Raw genomic sequence first — 21,575 nt, forward strand, 5'->3', positions numbered from 1 at the left:
CGATCACCGTGTCGTCGGTGGTGGTCGACGCGCTCGCCCCGCACGCGCACCCGTCCGCAGCCGGCGACGGGATCGCCGGACTGCGCCTGCTGGTCGTGGTTTCGCTGGTGGTCCTCACCGGCACGGCCCTGCTGCGACCGGTCGCCGGGGCGGGTCGGGTGGTGCGGTGGGCGGCGGTCGTGGCCGGGGTGGTGGTCGTGGCGGGTGAGTGGGCGCTGACCGCGCTCGCCCCACGGCCGCAGCACGTCCTCGCCTCGGTCGTCCCCCTGGCGCTCGCGGTGGCCGCCGTCGTGGTGCCGTGGCGGCGGTTCGCGCCGGTCGTGGCCGTGGGCGTGACGGCGTTGGCGTTGGCGGAGTTCGCGGTGGCGTGGTCGGAGGCGGAGTTCCGCGACGCCGCGCTGCGGACCGGCGTGGCGGCGCTGGCGTGGTTCGGTGTCGCCCGTCCGCGCCGGTCGCTGCACGCGACGGCGGCGGTGCTGGCGGTGGCGGTGCTGGCCGGAGCCGCGCACCTGACGGCGGTGGATCCCCGGCGGCCGGTCCCGGGTGTGCTCCAGTCGCGTGAGGTCGCACTCGGGGGAGAGGCGGTGCGGGTGCTCGTCGCGCCCCAGCGGCCGGGCTGGAACCTGGTCCGCGTCACGCGGGGCGGTATCGCCGCGGGCGCCGCGCCGGAACGGCTCACCGCCACCGCGCCGAGGCCCGGGACCGGCGGGTGGTGGGCGCTGGTCGACCTGCCGCCGGGGCGCGGCTCCCTGTGGTTGCGGCGGGGTGGCGAGCTGGTCGCGCTGCCCGTGGACACCGGCTCCCGCCGGGGCCCGGACGTGTCGGGGCCGGACGGCCCGGAGTGCGCGGACGCGGTGCTGGGCGCGTGGCTGGCCGAGCGGGTCGCCGGTGGGTGCCCCGCCGATCAGCTCACCGGGGGTGACGCGGAGGCGTTGCGCGCGACCGTGGGCTTCCTGGCGGCGCGTGGGCGGCGGTCCGTGACGCTGGTCGCCGACCACTCGCCGAGGGCGTCCGCCGCCGCGGCTGTCGTGCACGACGCCTTGCGCCGCAACGGGATGACCGACTCCGGTGGTCCGGTGCTGGTCGTCGCCGGCTGGGCGGCGGCGGACCGGGCGCTGCGTGACGTCGCGGCGGGGCGGCTGCCGGGTGGCGGCAGCTACCTCGCGCCGTGGCTGCTGACCGCGCCGCTGCTGGCGATACCGGCGGCCCAGGTGATCCCGCTGCGGCAGAGCCCGCGGGAGCCCGCGGCGCTGGCGTACGTGGCGGCGCTGAACGACCGCGTGCCGGGTGCCGTCGCCACACCGGCCGGGTACGCGGCGTGGCGCGGTGAGCCGGACACCGGGCCGTTGCGCCTGTACGCCGCGTCGCTGGTCACCATGGGGCTCGGCACCTCGCGCCACGCGCACGGCGGCGTGACGTGGTTCCCCGGTGGAGGCATCACGCCCGTGTCGGACGGGCTCACCGGGGACGGGGTCGGTCGGCGCTGGGGAACGTCCCGCGCCGCGGCGCGGTCACCGCTCAGGAAAGCTCCGCGGAGACCTTGATCATCGCGTCGACGGTGTGGTCGAGTTCGGCGACGGAGTTGTAGAGGTGCGGCGCGACGCGCACCGCGAACCGCTCACCCTCCACACCGCGGACGGGGAAGAACGTGAAGCGCAGGTTCACCCCGTGCTGCTCCTCCATGCGCTTCTCGAACTCGAAGAACTTCGACACGTCAACGGCGTGCGACGGGTCCGCGAACGGCTGGAACGCCACCATCCCGCTGTGCAGGCGCTCGTCGTCGAGCGGGCTGAAGAGGGCGTCCCTGCCCCAGTGGTCCACGATGCGCTCCTTCAGGTAGGAGCACAGGCCCAGCACGTAGCGCTGGATGTTCGCGCGCCCGATCCGGTCCCAGATCTCGGACGCGGCCTGGAGCGCCGGGCCGCGGGAGAGGTCGGCGGAACCGGTCTTCTGGAGGTAGGTGCCGATGTCGTAGGTCGGCTCCCGGCCGGTGGTGCGTGGTGGCAGCGCGCCGTCGATCGGGTACCACAGCGTGATCACCGGCCAGAACTCCGGCAGCGGCAGGGGGTTGTGCTCGGGCAGGACCTTGTTGCGGGCGTAGACGATGCCGGTGCCCATCGGACCGCACTGGTACTTCGCGCCCGAGCCGCTGAGGAAGTCGATGCCCAGCCCGTGCAGGTCGAAGTCGAACTGGCCCGGCAGGTGCGCGCCGTCGACCATGGTGATCAGCCCGTGCTCGTGGGCCAGTTCGGCGAGCATCCGGGTCGGCATGGCGGTGCCGACGGTGAACGTGACGCCGGCCCACTGGAGCACCTTGGTGCGGGGCGTGATGGCGTCGGCGAACATCCGCACGATCTCCTCGGCGGACTGGTCCGGCCCGAGCCGGGGGGTGAGCTTCTTGACCACGACGCCGCGTCGGTTGCGCAGGATGTTCAACGGGGCCTGCGCGGTGTAGCACTCGTGGGTCGTGGTGATCACCTCGTCGCCTTCACCCAGGTCGAGGCCGTTGAGGATGCGCGCGTTGCCGTCCGCGGCGCCCTGCACGACCGCCAGTTCGTCCGGGTCGCACCCGTAGGCGGCGGCGAGGGCGGCGCGGGCCTCGGCGAACGTCGTCGGCGGGTACGGGTCGCGCGGCCGGCGGGCGAAGTCGACGTCGGCGCTGCGCAGGAGGGCGAGGACGGGTGCGGGCACCGAGCCGATGGTGCCGACGTTGAGGTGGACCAGTTCGGGGTCGATCGTGAACAGGGAGCGGACCCGGGCCCAGGTGGCGGGGTCCTCCAGCGGCCCGGACGGGATGTCCGCCAGGACGGACGCGGGCAGGGCGGTGTCGGACGAGCGCACGGCCGCGTTCGCGCGGGCCATCCGCACGACGGCGGATTCGGTGTCGTGCGCGGTGGTGGTCTCCACGGGACTGCCCCTCTCCTCGGCCGGGTCCCACCCGACCACGGTCCACTATGCAAATAGAAACTCGTTGCGGACTATCTCCCGCTATATGACAGAGCGACTTCACTATCATATAGCGCCTGGCGGGTGCGCTCCACTACAGTCGGCCGTACGGGGCGGCCCGGCTCCGCGCTCTGCTCGACACGCGGCTGGAGGAGGTCGACAAGAGGATGTCCAGCACTCCCCGCTTCGGCGGGACCTTGCGACTCGTGGGCCCCGGCGGGGTCGACCACATCGACACGGCGAGCGCCTACTACGCCACGTCCGCGCAGATCCTGCGCGCGCTCACCCGGCAGCTGTTCGCCTACCCGGCGTCCGCCGACCTGTCCGACCCGGCGGCGGCGTTCACGCCGGCCCCGGACCTGGCCGCCGAGGTCCCGACCGCGGAGAACGGCGGCATCAGCGCCGACCGGCGCACCTACACGATCCGCCTGCGCGACGGCGTGCGGTGGAACTCCACGCCGCCACGCGAGGTGACCGCGCAGGACGTGGTCCGCGGGCTCAAGCGCCTGCCGAACCCGGTGTCCGGCGCGGGCGCGCTGCACTACTTCACCAGCACCATCGTCGGGTTCCGCGAGTTCTGCGACGCCTACCGCGCCGCGTTCGAAGGACGTGCCGCGACCCCGGCGGCGATGGCGGAGTTCCAGGACTCGCACGACATCGCGGGCCTCACCGCGGTCGACGACAAGACGCTGGTGTTCCGGCTCCTCCAGCCCGCCAACGACTTCCTGAACATCCTGGCCACCGGGTTCACCACGCCCGCGCCCGCCGAGTACGACGCGCACGTCCCGGACAGCCCGGAGTTCCGCCGCAACACCCTCTCCTGCGGGCCCTACCGGCTCGCCGAGCACGCCGACGACGGGTCGCGGCTCCTGCTGGAGCGCAACCCCGAGTGGCGCGCGGACACGGACCCGATCCGCAACCAGTACGTGGCGCGGATCGCCATCACCGTCGGCCGGGAGCCGGTGGCCGTGACGCAGCGGAAGATGGACGCCGGCGAGATCGACCTCGCCTGGTCCTACACGGCGGTGTCGTGGGCGCGACCCAAGGCGGGGCAGGACGCCGCGCCACGCAGCTACCCGGGTTTCGCGCTCAACCCGTACCTGGTCTTCAACCTCCGCAGCCCCAACCAACGCGGTGCGGTCGGCAAGATCGGGGTGCGCAAGGCGATCGCGCACGCGGTCGACAAGGTCGCCATCGGCGAGATCCTGGACGACCTGGACGCGCCGAACACGCCGCTGCGCTCGGTCATCCCGGTGGGCAGCATCGGGCACCGGGACTTCAACCCCTACCCGACGCCGGACGACCGGGGCGACCCGGCGAAGGCGCGGGCCTTCCTGGAAGAGGCGGGTTACGGCGACGGCCTGTCGCTGATCGCGGCGGTGCGCGACATCGGCATCCACCTGAAGGTCATGGAATCCGTCGCCGCCGACCTGGCCGCGATCGGCATCGGGCTGGAGTGGCGCAAGTTCACCCAGGCCGAGTATTACGGCTCGGCGTTGTCCGACCCGGAGGCCGGGCGGCGCGGCGACTGGGACATCGCGGAGCCCGGCTTCACCCCGGACTGGTTCGGCAACAACGGCCGCGTCATCGTGCAACCGCTGTTCCAGACCAACGACGCGCCGGGCACGACCAACTACGGCGGCTACAGCAGCCCCGTGGTGGACGCGTTGATCGAGCAGGCGCTCCAGGAGCCCGAGCCCGCCAAGGCCGAGGAGCTGTGGCACCAGGTCGACGTCGAGGTGATGAAGGACCTGCCGATCGTGCCGATCCTGAACTTCGCCGCGATGACGTCGCGGTACCACGGCAAGCGCGTGCGCAACGCGGTGCACGTGCCGCAGATCGAGTTCTTCGACATGACGAACCTCTGGCTCGACCCGCCCGAGGACTGAGCCACCGCCCGCGCCACCGCCACCCGCGGCGGTGGCGCGGCACCCGGTCAGCGGACCAACTCCTCCAGGCGGTGCACGAGGTCGGCCGGGCTGGGCAGCGTCGCCATCTCCTCCCGCACGGCCTTGGTGTTGGCGCGCAGCGACTCGTCCTCCAGCATCCGGTTGACGGTCGCGGCGTCGATGGCGTCCTCGTCGACCACGATCCCGACGCCGCCCTCCCGCACCGCCGGTGCGAGCGTCTCGTTCCCGGGGTAGAGCGGGTGCACGCCGACGACCTGCGGGATGCCCGCCTCGATAGCCGCCATCGTCGTGGTGCCGCCACCGTGGTGCACCACGCCGTCGCACGTGCGGAACAACGCCTCCAACGACGTCCACCCGACCGACCGGACGTTCGCCGGCAGGTCGCCGAGCGGGGTCAGGTCGGTCTCGCCCAGCGCCAGCACGAGTTCGGCGTCCAGCGCCGACGCGGAGGCGAGCAGGCCCTTGAGCGGGCCGAAGCCGTCGGTGCCGGGTCGGTCGGTGCCGAGGGTGACGGCGACGCGGGGCCGGTCGCCGCGCTCGGGCAGGCGGTCGCCGATCACCGTGCCGCCGGTGAACACCACGTCGCGCACGAACTCGCCCTCCGGCCGCTCGAACGGGAACATGCTCGGCGGCACGGCCTCCAGCACGAGCGCGGGATCGGCGAGCGCGGGCACGCCGTACCGCTCGAACACGTCCGGCAGCAGGGCGGCGATGGCCCGGTGCAGGCCGCCGGTGCGCACGATGCCCAGGTTGCGCTGCACGGCGGGCACGCCCAGCCGGCTCGCCACGATCAACCCGTACGCGGCGGTCTGCTCGTACACCACGACGTCGGGTCGCCACTGCTCGGCCAGCGCGAACGCGCGCTCGAAGAACGGCCGGTTCAGCTCGGCCGGCATCAACGCGAACCGGGACGGGTCGTCGCCCAGCGTCTCGTTCCACCACATGCGGGCGAACTCCGGGTTGTCCGCCAGCGTCCGGTCGAAGATCGCCATCCCGTCGAAGCCGGGCGCGACGTCGACGATGGGCAGGCCGGACGCGACGGCCTGGTCGGTGTGCTCGGCGAACGCCACCAGCACCTCGTGGCCGGCGGCGCGCATCGCCCACGCCAGCGGGACCATGGGGAACAAGTGGCTCACGCCGTCGGTCGAGCAGAACAGTGCGCGCATGGGTTCAAGCCTCCTGTCGGGGCCGGACATGGCTACTATCTGTTATTCAAGCATAGGGGAGGTGGATCGGTGATCAACGTCTTCCAGCCGTCCCTGGGCGAGGAGGAGCTGGCCGCCGTCCGCGAGGTCTTCGCCGGCAACTGGATCGGCAGGGGACCGCGGGTGGCCGCGTTCGAAACCGCGTTCGCCGACCACCTCGGCGTCGGCCGTGAGCACGTGACGTCGATGAACTCCTGCACCGAGGCCACCTTCACCGCGTTGCGCCTGGCGGGCGTCGGGCCGGGCGACGACGTGGTGCTGCCCAGCGTGAGCTTCGTCGGCGCGGCCAACGCCGTCGCCGCGCACGGCGCGCGCCCGGTCTTCTGCGACGTGGACCCGCGCACGCTCAACCCGGCCGTGGCGGACGTCGCCCGCGCCGCCACCCCCGCCACGCGGGCGGTCGTGGTGCTGCACTACGGCGGCTACCCCGGTGAGGTCGCCGGCATCGCGCGGTGGTGCGCCGACCGGGGCATCCCGCTGGTGGAGGACGCCGCCAACGCGCCGGCCTCCACCGTGGACGGTCGCGCGTGCGGCCTGTTCGGTGATTTCGGCGTGTGGAGCTTCGACCACGGCAAGATCGCCACCGCGGTCGACGGCGGCATGTTCTACGCGCGCGACCCGGAACTCGTGCGCCGCGCGCGCAAGCTCGCCTACCTGGGGCTGGAGGAGGTCAGCGGGCACGAGCGCGCCGCGCGGGCCGCCGACCGGTGGTGGGAGGTCGAGGTGACGTCGTTCTCCCGGCGCTCCGTGCTCAACGACGTGCTGGCGGCGATCGGGGCGGTGCAGCTCCGGCGGTTGCCGGAGTTCCTGGCCCGGCGGGCGGAGGTGGTGGACCGCTACGACGCGGCCCTCGCGGGCGTGCCGGGCGTGGTGACGCCGCCCGCGCTGCCGCCGGGTCACCGGACCTCGTACTACTTCTACTGGGTGCAGTTCGACTCGGGCGTGCGTGATGCCGTGGCCGCCGACCTGTACCGGGCGGGTGTCTACACGACCTTCCGCTACCCGCCGTTGCACCGCGTGCCCCGGTACGGGTCCGCCGCCGTGCTGCCGGGCGCGGAACGGGCGGCGGAGCACACGCTGAACCTGCCGTTGCACCAGGGTTTGTCCGACGAGGACGTGGACCGGGTGGTCCGCGAGCTGCGGGCCGCGCTGGAGCGGCACGTCGACCCGATGGGGTGACCGGGGCCCGTATGTGCCTTGATGGCTACATAACCAGTGCGGTATGTTCGGGCCGTGATCGAGCCATCCCGGACAGTGGGGAGGTGGGCGTCGTGACGGCGGTCGAACCGGCTATCGAGGCTTCCGGCCTGGTCAAGGTGTTCGGGGAGACGCGGGCCGTCGACGGCGTCGACCTGGTCGTGCCCACCGGTGGCGTGTACGGCTTCCTCGGTCCCAACGGGGCGGGGAAGACGACCACCGTGCGGATGCTCGCCACGCTGCTGCACCCGGACGGTGGCAGCGCGCGCGTCCTGGGTCGCGACGTGGTCCGGGAGGCCGACGACATCCGCGCCCGGATGAGCCTCACCGGCCAGTACGCGTCGGTCGACGAGCAGCTCACCGGTGGCGAGAACCTGGTGCTGCTGGGCAGGTTGCTCGGTTTCACCAAGGCGGTGGCGGCCGAGCGCGGCGAGGAGCTGCTCGCGGTGTTCGACCTGGCCGACGCCGCGGGCAGGCAGGTCAAGACCTATTCCGGCGGTATGCGCCGCCGGCTGGACATCGCGGCGAGCCTCATCGTCACACCCGAGCTGGTGTTCCTGGACGAGCCGACCACGGGCCTGGACCCGCGCTCGCGCAACCAGGTCTGGGACGTCATCCGGTCGCTGGTCGACGTGGGCACGACGGTCCTGCTCACCACCCAGTACCTGGAGGAGGCGGACCGCCTCGCCGACCGGGTCGCGGTGATCGACCGGGGTCGGATCGTCGCCGAGGGCACGCCGGGCGAGCTGAAGGCGTCGGTGGGTGCGGGCGCGGTGCACGTCCGGCTGGTGGAGGCGGACCGCCGACCGGAGGCCGAACGCATCCTCGCCCGCGTCATCGGCGGCCAGGTGCGGCTCGCGCCGGAGCCGGACGCGTTGTCCGTGCCCGCCTCCGACCCGGAGCGGGTCGGCGCGGCGCTCGTGGAGCTGAGCCGCGCGGGCGTCGCGGTCAGCGGCTACCGGCTCGCCGAGCCCAGCCTGGACGAGGTGTTCCTCGCGCTCACCGGGCACGCGGCGGACGTCGACGAGAAGGCCGAGGAGGACGCGGCATGACCACACCGGCGACCACCGGCGACGTCGAGCGCCCCGCGAACCGGGTGCTGGGCACGCGTGCCCGCCCGGAGCGGCCCGGTCCGCTCGCGACGTCCCGGGCCTTCGCGTGGCGGGCGCTGCTCAAGATCAAGCACGACCCGGACCAGCTGTACTCCTCGTTCATCCTGCCGATCATGTTCACCCTGGTCTTCACCTACCTGTTCGGCGGCGCGCTGGCCGGGTCGACCGGCGACTACCTCCAGTTCCTGATGCCGGGCATCCTGGTGATGACCGTGATCATGATCAACATGTACACGGGGATCTCGCTGAACACCGACATCACCAAGGGCATCTTCGACCGGTTCCGCGGCCTGTCCATCTGGCGGCCCGGCATCCTCGCGGGCGCGCTGCTCGGCGACGCGCTGCGTTACGCCATCGCCCTGGTCGTGGTGACCGCACTCGGCCTGCTGCTCGGCTTCCGGCCCGGCGGCGGCGTGCTCGGCGTGCTGGGCGCGTTCCTGTACCTCCAGCTGTTCGCGTTCTGCCTGGGCTGGCTGTGGAACGCGGCGGGCCTGGTGCTCAAGTCGCCCGAGTCGGTCAACCAGCTCAGCTCGGTGGTGTTGTTCCCGCTGGTGTTCGCGAGCAACATCTTCGTCGTGCCGGACACCATGCCGGGCTGGCTGCGGGTGGTCGTCGGCGTCAACCCGATCACGCACGCGGTGACCGCCGTCCGCGGGCTCACCGCCGGCACCCTGACCGGTGACCAGCTGCTGTGGGCGCTGGTCGCGTGCGCGGCGCTGCTGGTCGTCTTCGCGCCGCTGGCGATGTACCTGTTCCGGGCGAAGAGCCTGCGGTGACCGACCGGGTGCTGGCCCTGCTCGACGGCACCCTGGCCGACCCGGCCGCACCGCTGGTGCGTGCGGGCGACCTCGGCCTGATGCGTGGCGACGGCGTGTTCGAGACCGTCCTAGTGGAGGACGCCGCGCCACGCGAGCTGACCGCCCACCTCGCCCGGCTCGTCCGCTCCGCCGGTGCGCTGGGCCTGCCCGCGCCCCATCCGGCGGCCTGGCGGCGTTGCGTGGCCGCGGCGGTCGCCGGGTGGGGCCGCCCGGATGAGCTGTCGCTGACCCTCGTGCACGCCCGCGGCACCGCGCCGGACGGCTCCGCGCCGACGTCGTTCGCGTTCGGGATGCCGGTGTCGCCGAAGCGGCGACGGCTGCGCGGGACCGGGGTGGCGGTGCTGTCGCTGGCCCGCGGGGTCGACCCCGACCTGGTGGGCCGGGCGCCGTGGCTGCTGCACGGCGTCAAGTCGTTGTCCTACGCGGTGAACATGGCCGCCACGCGGTACGCCGAGAGCCAGGGCGCGGACGACGCGGTGTTCACCGCGCCGGACGGGACCGTCCTGGAAGGACCGACGTCGACCGTCGTCGTCGCGCACGACGGGGTCCTGAGCACCACGCCACCCGACCTCGGGGTGCTGCCCGGCACCACCCAGGCCGCGTTGTTCGAAGCGGCGGAGGCCGCCGGGTGGCGCGTGGCGGCCCGACGCCTCGCGCTCGCCGACCTGTGGTCCGCCGACGGGGTCTTCCTCACCTCCGCGGGGCACAAGGTCACCCGCGTGCGCAGCCTGGACGGCACGCCGCTGCGTGACTCGTCCGCGCTCGCCGCGGAGCTGTCGGGACTGCTGGAGGCGCGTTACGCGAACCGCGCCGTCCACTCGTGGAACGAGGCCACCACGTAGTCCACCATCTCGGCGGTGATGCCGGGGAAGACCCCGACCCAGAAGCTGCGCTCGGTCACCGCGTCGGAGTTCGCCAGGCTGCCCGCCACCCGGAACTCCCGGCCCGCGTAGGCGGGCTGCCGCACCAGGTTGCCCGCGAACAGCATCCGGGTCGCGATCCGCCGCGACTCCAGGAACCGCACCAGGTCGCCACGCCGGTACGGCGCGTCGGCGGTCGGCGTCACCGCGAACCCGAACCAGCTCGGCTCGCTGTCCGGCGTCGGCGTCGGGAGCAGCAACCACGGCAGGTCCGCCAGCCCGGCACGCAGCCGCCGCCAGTTCTCGCGCCGCGCGGCGGCGAACTCGCCGAGCCTGCCGAGCTGGTTGAGCGCCAGCGCCGCCTGGAGGTCGGTGGTCTTCAGGTTGTAGCCCACGTGCGAGAACGTGTACTTGTGGTCGTAGCCCGGCGGCAGGTCGCCCAGCCGGTACGCGAACCGCTTGCGGCACGCGTCGTCCTCGCCCGGCTCGCACCAGCAGTCCCGGCCCCAGTCCCGCAGCGACGCCACGATCCGCGCCAGCACCGGGTTGCCGGTGGCCACGCAACCGCCCTCGCCGGAGGTGATGTGGTGGGCGGGGTAGAAGCTCGCCGTGCTCAGGTCGCCGAACCCGCCGGTCGGCCTGCCCCGGTACCGGGAGCCGACCGCGTCGCAGTTGTCCTCCACCAGGTACAGCCCGCGGGCACGCGCCAGGTCGGCCATCTCCTCGGCCGCGAACGGGTTGCCCAGGGTGTGCGCCAAGACGATCGCGCGGGTGCGTGGACCGATGGCCGCGGCCACCCGGTCGGGCGTCGTGTTGTAGGTGCCCAGCTCCACGTCCACGAACACCGGCACCAGGCCGTTCTGGAGGATCGGGTTGACCGTGGTGGGGAAGCCCGCCGCGACCGTGATCACCTCGTCGCCCGGTTTCAGCGCGTCGGCGCCCAACTGCGGCGAGGTGAGCGCGGTGATCGCGAGCAGGTTCGCCGACGAGCCGGAGTTCGCCAGGTGCGCCTTGCGCACGCCGAGTTCGCGGGCGAAGGCCCGTTCGAACTGCCGCGCCGTGACGCCGGACGCGATCCGCAGCTCCAACGCCGCTTCCACGAGGGCCACGCGGTCCTCCGCGGTGAGCACCGCGCCGGAGGTGGGCACCGGCGTCACGCCCGGCCGGAACACGGCGTCCGGTGCGGTCTGCTTGTCGTAATCACGCACCAGGTCGAGGACGCGCTGCTTGGTCTCGGCGCTCTCCGTGGTCATACCGCCTCCTTCGCCGCCGCCACGAGTTCCGGGCCGCGCGGCGAGGCCCGAACCGGATGCCTGGCACGGGGGCGCGCCGACCTCGACGTCGGGGGCACGGCGGACACCGCCACCTGCCCGACCGCTTCGGCCCCGGTCCGGCACCGTCGGCTCGCCACGGGGACGTGCCCGCCGAGGCGCGGGGCACCGCCGCGCGCGGAGCCGCGTGTCGGGGAGGGCGGTCCACGGCTCCGGTCATCCATCCGCCTGACGTCGACCTGCGCGGCACACTCGAAAAGTAGCTATATTTTATGTTAGCAGATGCCGATGATCCGGGGAGTGTCGATGATCGACGCGGACACCGCTCGCGACCAGCAGCGCCGGGAGTGGGCGCTCTCCGCGCCGGGCTGGCTGGTGTTCCGGGACAACCTCGCCGCGCGGTCCGGCACGATGACCACGCGCATCCTGGCCGCCGCCGCGCCGCGCCGGGGTGACCGGGTGCTGGACCTCGCCTGCGGTGTGGGCAACCCGACCGGCGCGCTGGTCGCCGCGGTCCGGCCGGGTGGATCGGTGCTCGGCCTCGACCTCTCGCCGGAGATGATCGCGGGCGCGCGGGAGTGGGCGGCAGCCGCCGGCGTGGCCGACGCGGAGTTCCGGGTCGTGCCCGACGAACGCCGGCTCGGCCTGTCACCGGGTGAGTTCGACGTCGCGGTGTGCCGGGTCGGCCTCCAGTACATGCCGGAGCCCGCCGCCGCGTTGCGCGCCGTGCGCGAGGGCCTCAAACCCGGCGGCCGGATGGTCGCCACCACGCTCGGCGACCCGGGGCGCTGCACGGCGTTCCGGATCAGCTCCCGGGTGATCGCGGACCACGTGCCACCGGACGGGCCGGGCCCGGTGGCGCTCTCCGACCCCGCCCGGCTGCGGGAGTTGTTCGCCGAGGCGGGTTTCGCAGATGTCGTGGTGGAGCGGTTCGAGACACCGCTGATCGAGATCGACGGGGCCGAGGCGTGCTGGGACATGTTCGAGCGGACCATGGGCCCGTTGATCGCGCTGCTCGCCGCGATGCCGCCCGACCGGGCGCGGGCGCTGCGCGTGGACGGCGTGGCGGCGCTGCGCGCGGAGTTCGGCGACGGACCCGTGGTGCTGACCGGCGAGGCGCTGCTGGCCTCGGGGGTGAAGCGCTGACCGGAGAAGAGGCGCCGCTCAATCGCGGGTGGCGATGAACAGGCCGCGGCCGTTGGGCTCGTCCGGTCGGAAGCGCGGGGTGCACCCGGCGGCCCGGAACGCGGTCAGGTACTCGTCCGGGGTGAACAGCGAGACCACCTCGAACTCGGTGAACCCGCGGACACCGGACGGCTCGGCGACGACGATCCGGACCTCCATGCGCGTGACCCGGCCGTCCCTCACCGAGCGCGTGACCCGGGAGACGACGCGGTCCGGCTCCCGCAGCACGTGGCCTGCCACGTGGGTGTCGAGGGCGCGCTCGGGGAACCACCACGGCTCCACCACCAGCACCCCGCCGGGGCGGACGTGTGCCGCCATCCGCCCGATCGCCCGCTCCAGCTCCGCCGTCCCGGGCATGTAGGCGATCGCGAAGCACAGGCAGGTCGCCACGTCGAACGTCCGGCCGAGCGTGAAATCACGCATGTCGCCCACCGCCAGGGGTACGCCCGGCAGGCGTGCCGCGGCCCGGCCCAGCATGGCGTGCGAGGCGTCGACGCCCGCCACGTCACCGAACTCCGCGCGGAACGACGCCAGGTGCGCACCCGTGCCGCAGGCGACGTCCAGCAGCGACGCGGCGTCCGGGCACACCTCGCGGACCAGCCGGGCGACCAGCGCGGCCTCGGCCGCCCAGTCCTTGCCGCGGTCGGTCAGGACGTCCTCGTAGACCTCGGCGTGCCGTTCGCTGTAGCCACCCACGGCGTTCCCCCCGATTGCGGGTCCCGAGCTGTCGACTATAGGGTTTTACAGCAAAGAGGAACACCTTCCGCGGAGCGTGGACATGCGCGTGCTCTTCCTCTCGACGCCCCAGGCCAAGGACCTCCTGCCCATGGTTCCGCTCGCGTGGGCGTTGCGCGCGAACGGCCACGACGTGCGGATCGCGACGTCCGGACCCGCCCTCGCGGTGACCGGCGACCTGCCGGCCGTGGACTTCGGGCCCGCCGACCCCGGTTCGGCCGAGGCGATGCCGGAACTGGCCCCGGACCACCGGCGGATGCTGTGGTCGCGGCTGCACGCGGTGGAGGAGGGGTGGCCCGTCCTCGGGTACGTGGCGAGCACGTTCGTCGAACCGATGACGCGTGCCGCGCGTGACTTCCGGCCCGACCTGGTCGTGCACTCCCAGTTGCAGGGCGCGGGGCTCGTCACCGCCGCGCTGCTCGGCGTGCCCGCGGTCGAGCACGGTTTCGGGCTGCTGCGCACCGGGCGGTTCTACGACGAGCTGGCGGGCCTGATGCCCGCGACGCTGGAGCGGCTGGGGCTGACCGCCGCCGACCTCGCCGCCGTGCCGCGGGCCGCGATCGACATCGCGCCACCGTCCATGGTGGAGCCCCAGGAAGGCGCCTGGCTGTCGCGGCACGTCCCGTACAACGGCGGCGGGGTCGTGCCGGAGGACCTGCGGGCGCGGCCGGAGGGCCGGGCGCGGGTGGCGGTGACCCTCGGCTCGATGGGGCTCATCGGCCCGGACGTGGACGCGGAGGCGTTCCTGGGCCGGTTCCTGCCGCTGCTCGCCGACCTGTCCCGGCGGTCGGCCGCGGAGTTCGTGCTGATCGGCGTCGACCCGCGGCACCCGGGTACCGGCACGTTGCCGCCCGGTGTGCGGTACCTGCGCGAGTGGGTCCCGCTGCGCGCGTTGCTCGACGGCTGCACGGCCATCCTGCACCAGGGCGGCGCGGGGACCATGCTCAACGCGTTGGACGCCGGTCTGCCGCAGCTCACCGTGCCGGCGGTCGCGCCGAACTTCATGCACTCGGAGCGGCTGCGGGTCAGGGGAGCGGGCTGGTGGGTGACGCCGGAGGGGTTGGACGCCGAGGCGGTGGAACGGCTGCTGACCGACGAGCGGGCGCGGACGGCGGCGGAGGAGGTGCGGGCGGAGATCGCGGCCATGCCCACGCCGCTCTCGCTGGTCGGGCGGGTGGAGGCGCTGGTGGGCTGACCGCGTGGCCGACCGGGTGGCCTGCCTCGTGCCTGACCGGGTCGCCCACCGCGTGGTCGGCCGGGGCGACCGCGTGCCAGGCGGGGGGCCTGACCGGGTCGCCGACCGCGTGCCTGACCGGGTCGCCGACCGCGTGTCGGGCCGGGTGTCGGGCCGGGTGCCAGGCTGGGTCGCCGACCGCGTGCCGGGCCGCGTGCTGGGCCGGATCGCCGACCGCGTGGCCGGCGGCATCGCTGACCGCGTCCACCATCGCGTCACTCGAACGGATGAGCACGCTATATGCTGTTGTTGGTATATGCGTGCCCTGGTATGTTCTGATCGATCGTCGAGCGCTTCCGTTCCCGTGATCGAAGACGACTAAGGAGCAGTCCCGTGAAGGACATCGCGCTGCTGACCGTGGACGGCCGGTCCCAACTGCGCATCGAACGCCGTCTGGCGCACCCGCCGGAGAAGGTGTGGAGCGCGCTCACCGAGCCCTCGCACATCAGCAAGTGGTACCCCTTCCCGGTCGCCGAGCTGGAGCTGAAGGAGGGCGGCAAGGTCAGCTTCGACGCCGGCGACGGCTCGACGTTCGAGGGCGTCATCACCGAGGTCGACCCGCCGAAGGTCTTCGCGTTCCGGGAGGAGGAGGACCTGCTGCGCTTCGAGATCACGCCGGTCGACGGCGGTTCTCGGCTCGTCTTCTCGCACACCTTCGACGACCGCCCGGCGGCGGCCAGCAACGCCTCCGGCTGGACGGACTGCCTGGACGCGCTGGAGCAGGTCGTGGGCGGCGCGGAGGAGACGGCCGTGGACAGCGACCCGGTCGCCCTGCACGAGCGCCTGGTCAAGGAGTTCGGCCTGGACCAGGGCGAGGTGAAGGCCGGCGACGACGGCTGGACCGTGCGGTACGAGCGCCAGCTCCGCGAGCCCGCCGACCGGGTGTGGGCGGAGCTGACCGGTGGCGGCGAGGTCGCCGCGAGCGGCCCGGTGCCGGCCGGGTTCGCGCACCCCGGTCTGTCCACCGGTGACGTGCGGTCGGTCGAAGCGGCCGAGCACGTCGAGTTCGACTGGCTCAGCGACGGCGTGCCGGCGGGCACGGTGCGCTACGAGTTCCGGCCGGGCAACGGCGGCGCCCGGCTGACCCTGGTGCAGCGGGGCGAGAACGGCTCCGCGGCGTTGCGCGACTCGGAGCTGCGCGCGTGGCGCGACCACGTGGAGGGCTTGGCGGCGGAGCTGTTGGAGGCGCGCGGCTGACGGGCCGGGCTCACCCCGACGCCGCGAGGTCCGCCGGGGTCAGCGGCTCGTCCAGCAGCACCCGGTAGCGGTCGGCCGCGGACTGGTCGTCCGGCCGGGCGTCGAGCCACGCCCGCACCCGGCGCGCGCCTTCGACGTAGGTGGTCGTGTAGGCACGCCACAGGGGATCGGTGAGGAACCGGACCGCGTGACGCGCGCGCTGCTCGTCCACCAGCATCCACCGCCGCAGGTAGGCGACGACGTCGTCCGGGTCCGCGCCGCGGTCGTGCAGCATGATCGCCGCGTCCTGGCGTGCCGCCATGAGCGGCATCGTCCGGCGCAGCAGGAGTTCGGACAGCTCGCCGTCCAGCACCAGTCCCAGTTCCGCCAGCACGTCCTGCGTCCACCGTCCCCAGCCGGCGCCGAGCAGGGCGGGCAACGCCGTCTCCGCGATGCCCTCGGCCATCAGGCACCGGGGTGTGTTCACCAGGGCGATGGCGTGCTCCGCCTCGCCCCGTTCGCGCACCAGCCGGAGTTCCTTGCGGCAGTGCTCGGCGTGGTGGCCGGGGTACGCCTCGTGCGTGACCAGCAGCGGCAGTGCGGCCATCCGGTGCCGCACCTCGGCGTTGAGCGTGATCGTCGACCGGTAGCCGCCGTGGTAGCGGTTGAACGCGTTCCACGGCCGGTCGGTGACGGCTTCGTACGCGACCTCCTCGTCCGCCGGCAGGTCGAACAGCTCGTGGGCGCGGACGCGCAGCCGGTCGGACACCGCGCGGGCGGCGGGCACGAGCCGCCCGGCGGGCACCCGGTCGTGCTCCTGGAACCGGGTGACGCGGTCCGCCAGCGGCCCGGGTCCGGGCAGCAGTTCGGCGATCTCGTCGTGGAGTGCCGCGTACTCCTCGACGTCGGTCGGGCGGATCTCCACGCCGAAGTACGCGTGGATCTCGGCCAGGAACGGCGTCTCCACGCCCGCGAGCCGGTCCCCGACGCAGGCCAGCGCGCCGAGTTGGCCGTCCAGGAACCGCCGACGTCGTGGTGGCAGGCCGCTGGAGGCGAGATCGGCGCGCAACGCCCGCGCGTGGGCGGCCAGGGCGGCGGGCTCGGCGGGCGGCTCGTCGTCGACCTCGTGGGACAGGTCCGGGTCGCCGAACCAGCAGTCCACGAGACCGGGGGCCAGCCGGCCGAGCCGCAGCCCGAGCAGCAGGTACTCCCGCACCACGGGTTCGTCCACGACGCCTCCCAGATTTGCTATTCAATAGTAAAGTAGCCGGGGTGGGCTACGGGAGGAAGCACGCCGAGTTGTACGACGCGGTGTTCACCAGCCGCGGCAAGGACTGGTCCGCCGAGGCCGCCACCGTCGCCGGAATCGCGCTGGCCCGCCGGCCCGGCGCGCAGTCGCTGCTGGACGTCGCGTGCGGCACCGGCGCGCACCTCGCCGCGTTCGCCGGGCACTTCGCGCACGTCGAGGGCGTCGAACCCGCCGCAGCCATGCGGGAGATCGCCGAGCGCCGGGTCCCCGGGCTGGTGGTGCACCCGCACGACATGCGGGAGATCGCCGTCGACCGGGAGTTCGACGTCGTCACCTGCCTCTTCTACGCCATCACCTACATGCCGACACCGGCCGACCTGACGGCCGCCGTGGCGGCGATGGCGCGGTGCCTCGCGCCCGGCGGTGTGCTGGTGATCGAGCCGTGGTGGACGCCCGACCGGTTCATCGACGGGTACGTGGGCGGTCACCTGGTCGAGGAGCGCGACCGCGTGGTCTCCCGCGTCACGCACTCGGTGCGCGAGGGCGACCGCGTGCGGATGACCATCGACTTCACCATCGCCGACCACACCGGCGTCGACGCGTTCCGCGAGACCGAGGTGGTCTCGCTGTTCGGCCCGGACGACTACCGGCGGGCGTTCGAGCACGCGGGCCTGGTCGGCGAACACCTGCCCGGCTGGGCCGCGGGCACCGGTCTGCACGTGGCGCGACGGGCATGAGGAGGAGCTGTGAGCACGACCGCCGCACCCGGGGACACCCGGACGCTGACGTTCCTCGGCCCCGGCGACCCCGACCACCTCGACCCGCACAGCGGCCACCACGTGCGGCCCGGCCAGCTCCTGCGGGTGGTGTCCCGGCAGCTGTTCGCGGTGCCCGCCGTGGTCGACGTGGCGGAGCCGGACCAGGTGTTCGTGCCGGTGCCCGACGTGGCGGAGGCCGTGCCGACCCAGGACAACGGCGGCCTGAGCGCGGACCTGCTGACGTGCGTGGTGCGGCTGCGCCCCGGCGTGCGCTGGGACACCGAGCCGCCGCGTGAGGTCACCGCGCACGACTTCGCCCGCGGCCTGGCCCGGATGGCGGACCCGGCGTACGCGGGGGACGTGGGGCGCTTTTACACCGACGTCGTGCGGGAGGTCCGCGTGGTCGACGACCGGACGCTGGTGTTCCACCTCCACCGGCCCGCGAACGACCTGGTGAACGTGCTGGCCACCGGGTACGCCACCGCCCTGCCCGAGCCGCACGAGGGTGAGCGCGCCAACGGCCCGTTCCGGGTGGCCTCCCGGACCGCCGACGAACTGGTGCTGACCCGCAACCCGGTGTGGGACCCGGCGACCGACCCCGTGCGCCGGGCCGAGGTGGACCGGGTCGTCGTGCGTCGCCACGGGCCGCCCGCCGACCCCGCGTGGCAGTTCGGCGTCGTGACGTGGTCCGGCACGGCCGACCGGACCTGCCCCGGCTACACCCTCAACCCGTACCTGGCGTTGAACCTCCGCCCCGGGCCACTGGCCGACCCGCGCGTCCGGCGGGCGATCGGTTACGCCGTGGACAAGGTGGCGGTGCGCGACATCTTCGCCGCGTTGCCGGGCGTGACGGCCGTGCCCGCGCACTCCGTGGTGCCGCCGGGTTCGGTGGGCTACTCGAAGTACGACCCGTACCCGACGCCCGGCGATCGCGGCGACCCCGCGAAGTCCCGTGCGCTGCTGGGCGAAGCGGGATACCCGGACGGCCTGCGGCTGGTGATGCGCGTGCGCGACACACCACTGCACCGCTCGGTGTTCGACGCGGTCGCGGCGGGCCTGGCGCGAGCGGGGCTGTCACTCGTGGCCGAACACGTGCCCACCGCTCGCTTCTACGCCGACCTGACGCCCGAGGGTGACTGGGACCTGGCCGCGCCCGGTTGGACGCCCGACTGGCACGGCAACAACAACCGGGCGGTGATGGCACAGGTCCTGCGCGGCGCGGGCAACTACGGCGGTTACCGGAACCCCCGGCTGGACGCGTTGGTGGAACGCGCCCTCGGCGCGGTGAGCCTGCCCCGGGCCGCGCTGCTGTGGCACCAGGCGAACATCATGGCGATGACCGACCTGCCGGTGATCCCGCTGGTCGCCTTCGCGTGCCGCTGCTGCGCGGCCCGTACCGGCGCGGCGGGCCGCCTGCCGGTCAGGTGAAGTCCACGTCCTTCGCCGCCACCGCGCCCGCCGTGCGGCCCGGCGCCTTCTGGTACTGCCAGTAGAGGTTGGTGTGCGCGATCACCTGGGCGGCCGGCGGCATGCCCCACGCGCTGCGGTCGTCCGTGGTGTGCGCGTCGGCGACCAGCGTCGCGTCGTAGCCGCGCGTGAACGCGCCGTGCAGCGTCGAGCGGATGCACGCGTCGGTCTGCGCACCGGCCACCACCAGCCGCCCGACGCCCAGTCCGGACAGGACGGACTCCAGGGTGGTGTCCTCGAACGAGTCGCCGTACAGCTTGTGCACCACGGCCTCGCCCTCGGCCGGCACCAGCTCCGGCACGATCCGCCACCCGTCACTGCCCTCCGGCATGTCCTCGTCGGAGTGCTGGACCCACACCACCGGCACCCGCTCCCGCCGCGCGCGGTCCACCAGGCCGGCGACGGCACCCACCACCGCGTCCCGCTCGTGCGCCTCGGCCACGACGTCGTTCTGCACGTCGATCACGAGGAGTGCCGTGTTCGGCCGGTTCGCCAAGGTGGTCATCAATTCTCCCGTCGACTGACCCGTGTGGACACGACCGTAACCGCACCCACCGACAATCCGGGGTGGGTCGAACAGCCGGCGGCGATGAGGGACGCACCGGTCCGCCAGTGGTCGAGCACCGCCGCGGAGGGGTTGGACGCGTTCGCGACGGCCGTGTCCGACACCGCCACCGCCTACCGCGAGCAGGAGGCGCGCAACAGCGCCGACTTCACCCGGGCGTACCAGGTCTGACGTGGACGTCGCGGGATTCCTGGCAGGCCGCGACCACGGCGGCGGCGGGCCGACGGCGTCAGATGTCGCGGAACGAGCTGATCTCCGCGCCGATCAGGTTGAGCCGCTCGGCGAGTTGCTCGTAGCCGCGGTTGATCACGTACACGTTGCGCAGCACCGACGTGCCCTTCGCGGCGAGCATGGCCAGCAGCACCACCACGGCCGGGCGCAGCGCGGGCGGGCAGATGACCTCCGCGCCGGACCACCGGGTGGGTCCCTCGACGTACACCCGGTGCGGGTCCAGGAGGGTGACCTTCGCACCGAGCTTGGTCAGCTCGGTCAAGTAGAGCGCGCGGTTCTCGTACACCCAGTCGTGGATCAGCGTGGAGCCCTGCGCGGTGGCGGCGATGAGCGCGAAGAACGGCAGGTTGTCGATGTTCAGACCGGGGAACGGCATCGGGTGGATCTTGTCGATCGGCGCGCGCAGCTGCGACGGCCGCACCGTCACGTCCACCAGCCGGGTGCGCCCGTTCGCGGCGGCGTACTCGGGGGAGCGGTCGTGGTCCAGGCCCATCTCCTCCAGCAGCGCCAGCTCGATCTCCATGAACTCGATCGGCACGCGCCGCACGGTCAGCTCCGACGACGTGACGATCGCCGCCGAGATCAGGCTCATCGCCTCGATCGGGTCCTCGGACGGCGCGTAGTCGATGTCCCGGTCGATCTCGCCGACGCCGTGCACGGTGAGCGTGGTGGTGCCGACGCCCTCGATCCGCACGCCCAGCGCATCGAGGAAGAAGCACAGGTCCTGCACCATGTAGTTGGGGCTGGCGTTGCGGATGACCGTGACGCCGTCCCGCCGCGCGGCGGCCATCAGGGCGTTCTCGGTCACGGTGTCGCCGCGCTCGGTGAGCACGATGGGCCGGGTCGGGGTCACGCCGCGGTCGACCTCCACGCGGTACCGCCCGGCGGACGCCTTCACCTCCAACCCGAACGGCCGCAGCGCCACCATGTGCGGCTCGACCGTGCGGGTGCCCAGCGCGCAGCCGCCGGCGTAGGGCAGCTCGAAGGTGTCCTCGTGGTGCAGCAGGGGGCCGAGCAGCATGATGATGCTGCGGGTGCGGCGGGCGGCTTCGTCGTCGATGCCCGCCAGGTCCAGCCGCCGGGGCGGGATGATCTCCAGGTCGTTGTCGTCGTTGAGCCACCGGACGCGGACGCCGATGCTGGTCAGCACCTCCAGGATGCGGTTGACCTCCTCGATCCGCGCCACCTTGCGCAGGGTGGTGCGACCGGCGTTGAGCAGGGCGGCGCAGAGCAGCGCCACACCGGCGTTCTTGCTGGTCTTGACCGTGATCTCGCCGGACAGCGTGCACCCGCCGATGACCCGCAGGTGCATGGGCGCGGGGTGGCCGATGGACACGATGCCGGAGTCGAGCGCCTCGCTGATGCGGGAGAGCATCTCCATGCTCAGGTTCTGGTTGCCGTGCTCGATCCGGTTGATCGCGCTCTGGCTCGTGGACAGGGCGGCGGCGAGCTGCGCCTGCGTCCAGCCCCGGTGCCGGCGGGAGTCGCGGATGAGCGCGCCGATACGGGACAGGTACGGCTTTCCGGTGGCAAGATCATCAATCACCGCACGACCTTATCTCACATGTGACGTAGCGGCGCGCACGGGACCAGGTGTGCTCCCTCGCGGGGGTGGGATTGACACCATGGGGCGGGTTCAACCTCTTTCGGCTTCAC

At 73.2% G+C, this 21,575-nt stretch carries 20 protein-coding genes; 13 read left to right on the forward strand and 7 right to left on the reverse strand.

From position 1 onward, the window contains the following. The first annotated feature begins 17 nt into the window (after nt 1-17). Nucleotides 18-1,544, forward strand: coding sequence for a DUF6239 family natural product biosynthesis protein (locus KZQ38_RS37365; protein WP_219447953.1), 1,527 nt, complete (start codon nt 18-20; stop codon nt 1,542-1,544). Here KZQ38_RS37365 and KZQ38_RS33080 read toward each other — a convergent pair. Beyond that, entirely contained in the window at nt 1,519-2,907 is a 1,389-nt protein-coding gene (locus KZQ38_RS33080; RefSeq protein WP_219447954.1) for an aminotransferase class V-fold PLP-dependent enzyme, read from the reverse strand. The two genes, KZQ38_RS37365 and KZQ38_RS33080, sit on opposite strands and share 26 nt — an antisense overlap. Before the next feature lie 206 nt (nt 2,908-3,113). Between KZQ38_RS33080 and KZQ38_RS33085 the strand changes: the two genes are divergently transcribed. Continuing rightward, nucleotides 3,114-4,835 carry an ABC transporter substrate-binding protein gene (locus KZQ38_RS33085; protein ID WP_219447955.1) on the forward strand — a complete coding sequence of 574 codons (1,722 nt, stop codon included), beginning with the start codon at nt 3,114-3,116 and terminating at the stop codon, nt 4,833-4,835. A 47-nt stretch (nt 4,836-4,882) separates the two neighbouring features. Here KZQ38_RS33085 and KZQ38_RS33090 read toward each other — a convergent pair whose 3' ends face one another. Beyond that, the gene (locus tag KZQ38_RS33090; protein WP_219447956.1) at nt 4,883-6,022 is read right to left on the reverse strand and encodes a nucleotide disphospho-sugar-binding domain-containing protein; all 1,140 of its coding nucleotides are present in this window, start codon (nt 6,020-6,022) and stop codon (nt 4,883-4,885) included. Between the two features lie 69 nt (nt 6,023-6,091). On the opposite strand from KZQ38_RS33090, the gene KZQ38_RS33095 reads away from it, so the two are divergent. From KZQ38_RS33095 to KZQ38_RS33110, 4 genes are all read left to right on the forward strand, one after another. After that, on the forward strand, nt 6,092-7,240 hold the full coding sequence (locus KZQ38_RS33095; RefSeq protein ID WP_219447957.1) for a DegT/DnrJ/EryC1/StrS family aminotransferase: 1,149 nt from the start codon (nt 6,092-6,094) through the stop codon (nt 7,238-7,240). Between the two features lie 92 nt (nt 7,241-7,332). After that, entirely contained in the window at nt 7,333-8,310 is a 978-nt protein-coding gene (locus KZQ38_RS33100; protein ID WP_308258711.1) for an ATP-binding cassette domain-containing protein, read from the forward strand. Next, nucleotides 8,307-9,146 carry an ABC transporter permease gene (locus KZQ38_RS33105; protein ID WP_219447958.1) on the forward strand — a complete coding sequence of 280 codons (840 nt, stop codon included), beginning with the start codon at nt 8,307-8,309 and terminating at the stop codon, nt 9,144-9,146. The genes KZQ38_RS33100 and KZQ38_RS33105 overlap by 4 nt, the downstream gene beginning before the upstream one ends. Continuing rightward, a complete protein-coding gene (locus KZQ38_RS33110; protein ID WP_308258712.1) occupies nt 9,143-10,030 on the forward strand; it encodes an aminotransferase class IV in 888 nt (295 codons plus the stop codon). Before KZQ38_RS33105 ends, KZQ38_RS33110 begins: the two co-directional genes overlap by 4 nt. Here KZQ38_RS33110 and rfbH read toward each other — a convergent pair. Next, a complete protein-coding gene (gene rfbH, locus KZQ38_RS33115) occupies nt 9,985-11,301 on the reverse strand; it encodes a lipopolysaccharide biosynthesis protein RfbH (protein WP_219447959.1) in 1,317 nt (438 codons plus the stop codon). The two genes, KZQ38_RS33110 and rfbH, sit on opposite strands and share 46 nt — an antisense overlap. A 324-nt stretch (nt 11,302-11,625) precedes the next feature. Between rfbH and KZQ38_RS33120 the strand changes: the two genes are divergently transcribed. Then, nucleotides 11,626-12,465: a class I SAM-dependent methyltransferase gene (locus tag KZQ38_RS33120; RefSeq protein ID WP_219447960.1), complete on the forward strand. Its 840-nt coding sequence runs from the start codon at nt 11,626-11,628 to the stop codon at nt 12,463-12,465. A gap of 18 nt (nt 12,466-12,483) precedes the next feature. Here KZQ38_RS33120 and KZQ38_RS33125 read toward each other — a convergent pair whose 3' ends face one another. After that, a complete protein-coding gene (locus KZQ38_RS33125) occupies nt 12,484-13,200 on the reverse strand; it encodes a class I SAM-dependent DNA methyltransferase (RefSeq protein WP_308258713.1) in 717 nt (238 codons plus the stop codon). An 82-nt stretch (nt 13,201-13,282) separates the two neighbouring features. Here KZQ38_RS33125 and KZQ38_RS33130 point away from each other — a divergent pair, with 82 nt between their 5' ends. The 3 genes from KZQ38_RS33130 to KZQ38_RS33140 are packed head-to-tail and all read left to right on the forward strand — an operon-like array spanning nt 13,283 to nt 15,670. Then, complete coding sequence (locus KZQ38_RS33130) at nt 13,283-14,434, forward strand: nucleotide disphospho-sugar-binding domain-containing protein (protein ID WP_219447961.1); 1,152 nt, start codon at nt 13,283-13,285, stop codon at nt 14,432-14,434. A gap of 4 nt (nt 14,435-14,438) precedes the next feature. Next, nucleotides 14,439-14,795, forward strand: coding sequence for a hypothetical protein (locus KZQ38_RS33135; RefSeq protein WP_219447962.1), 357 nt, complete (start codon nt 14,439-14,441; stop codon nt 14,793-14,795). An 11-nt stretch (nt 14,796-14,806) separates the two neighbouring features. Next, nucleotides 14,807-15,670: an SRPBCC family protein gene (locus KZQ38_RS33140; RefSeq protein WP_219447963.1), complete on the forward strand. Its 864-nt coding sequence runs from the start codon at nt 14,807-14,809 to the stop codon at nt 15,668-15,670. Nucleotides 15,671-15,680: 10 nt separating this feature from the next. Here the strand turns inward: KZQ38_RS33140 and KZQ38_RS33145 are convergent, their stop codons facing one another. Further along, entirely contained in the window at nt 15,681-16,880 is a 1,200-nt protein-coding gene (locus KZQ38_RS33145; protein ID WP_308258714.1) for a DUF885 domain-containing protein, read from the reverse strand. Between the two features lie 41 nt (nt 16,881-16,921). Between KZQ38_RS33145 and KZQ38_RS33150 the strand changes: the two genes are divergently transcribed. Both KZQ38_RS33150 and KZQ38_RS33155 read left to right on the forward strand, forming a co-directional pair. Next, entirely contained in the window at nt 16,922-17,635 is a 714-nt protein-coding gene (locus KZQ38_RS33150) for a class I SAM-dependent methyltransferase (RefSeq protein WP_308258715.1), read from the forward strand. Nucleotides 17,636-17,644: 9 nt separating this feature from the next. Beyond that, nucleotides 17,645-19,084, forward strand: a complete 1,440-nt coding sequence (locus tag KZQ38_RS33155; RefSeq protein WP_219447965.1) for an ABC transporter substrate-binding protein — start codon at nt 17,645-17,647, stop codon at nt 19,082-19,084. Here the strand turns inward: KZQ38_RS33155 and KZQ38_RS33160 are convergent. Next, nucleotides 19,077-19,628: an isochorismatase family protein gene (locus tag KZQ38_RS33160; RefSeq protein ID WP_219447966.1), complete on the reverse strand. Its 552-nt coding sequence runs from the start codon at nt 19,626-19,628 to the stop codon at nt 19,077-19,079. The two genes, KZQ38_RS33155 and KZQ38_RS33160, sit on opposite strands and share 8 nt — an antisense overlap. 84 nt (nt 19,629-19,712) lie before the next feature. On the opposite strand from KZQ38_RS33160, the gene KZQ38_RS33165 reads away from it, so the two are divergent. Beyond that, nucleotides 19,713-19,859 carry a hypothetical protein gene (locus tag KZQ38_RS33165; RefSeq protein ID WP_219447967.1) on the forward strand — a complete coding sequence of 49 codons (147 nt, stop codon included), beginning with the start codon at nt 19,713-19,715 and terminating at the stop codon, nt 19,857-19,859. A gap of 58 nt (nt 19,860-19,917) precedes the next feature. Here the strand turns inward: KZQ38_RS33165 and KZQ38_RS33170 are convergent, their stop codons facing one another. Next, entirely contained in the window at nt 19,918-21,465 is a 1,548-nt protein-coding gene (locus KZQ38_RS33170; RefSeq protein ID WP_308258716.1) for a helix-turn-helix domain-containing protein, read from the reverse strand. Nucleotides 21,466-21,575: the final 110 nt, after the last annotated feature.

This window comes from Saccharothrix obliqua, from assembly GCF_019375475.1.
Lineage (GTDB): Bacteria > Actinomycetota > Actinomycetes > Mycobacteriales > Pseudonocardiaceae > Actinosynnema > Actinosynnema obliqua.

Bases quoted from the DNA above. Each gene is read 5' to 3' on its own strand.
- KZQ38_RS33085 (WP_219447955.1), top strand. From the start codon at position 3,114: ATGTCCAGCACTCCCCGCTTCGGCGGGACCTTGCGACTCGTGGGCCCC.
- KZQ38_RS33090 (WP_219447956.1), bottom strand. From the start codon at position 6,022: ATGCGCGCACTGTTCTGCTCGACCGACGGCGTGAGCCACTTGTTCCCC.
- KZQ38_RS33105 (WP_219447958.1), top strand. From the start codon at position 8,307: ATGACCACACCGGCGACCACCGGCGACGTCGAGCGCCCCGCGAACCGG.
- rfbH (WP_219447959.1), bottom strand. From the start codon at position 11,301: ATGACCACGGAGAGCGCCGAGACCAAGCAGCGCGTCCTCGACCTGGTG.
- KZQ38_RS33120 (WP_219447960.1), top strand. From the start codon at position 11,626: ATGATCGACGCGGACACCGCTCGCGACCAGCAGCGCCGGGAGTGGGCG.
- KZQ38_RS33130 (WP_219447961.1), top strand. From the start codon at position 13,283: ATGCGCGTGCTCTTCCTCTCGACGCCCCAGGCCAAGGACCTCCTGCCC.
- KZQ38_RS33160 (WP_219447966.1), bottom strand. From the start codon at position 19,628: ATGACCACCTTGGCGAACCGGCCGAACACGGCACTCCTCGTGATCGAC.
- KZQ38_RS33165 (WP_219447967.1), top strand. From the start codon at position 19,713: ATGAGGGACGCACCGGTCCGCCAGTGGTCGAGCACCGCCGCGGAGGGG.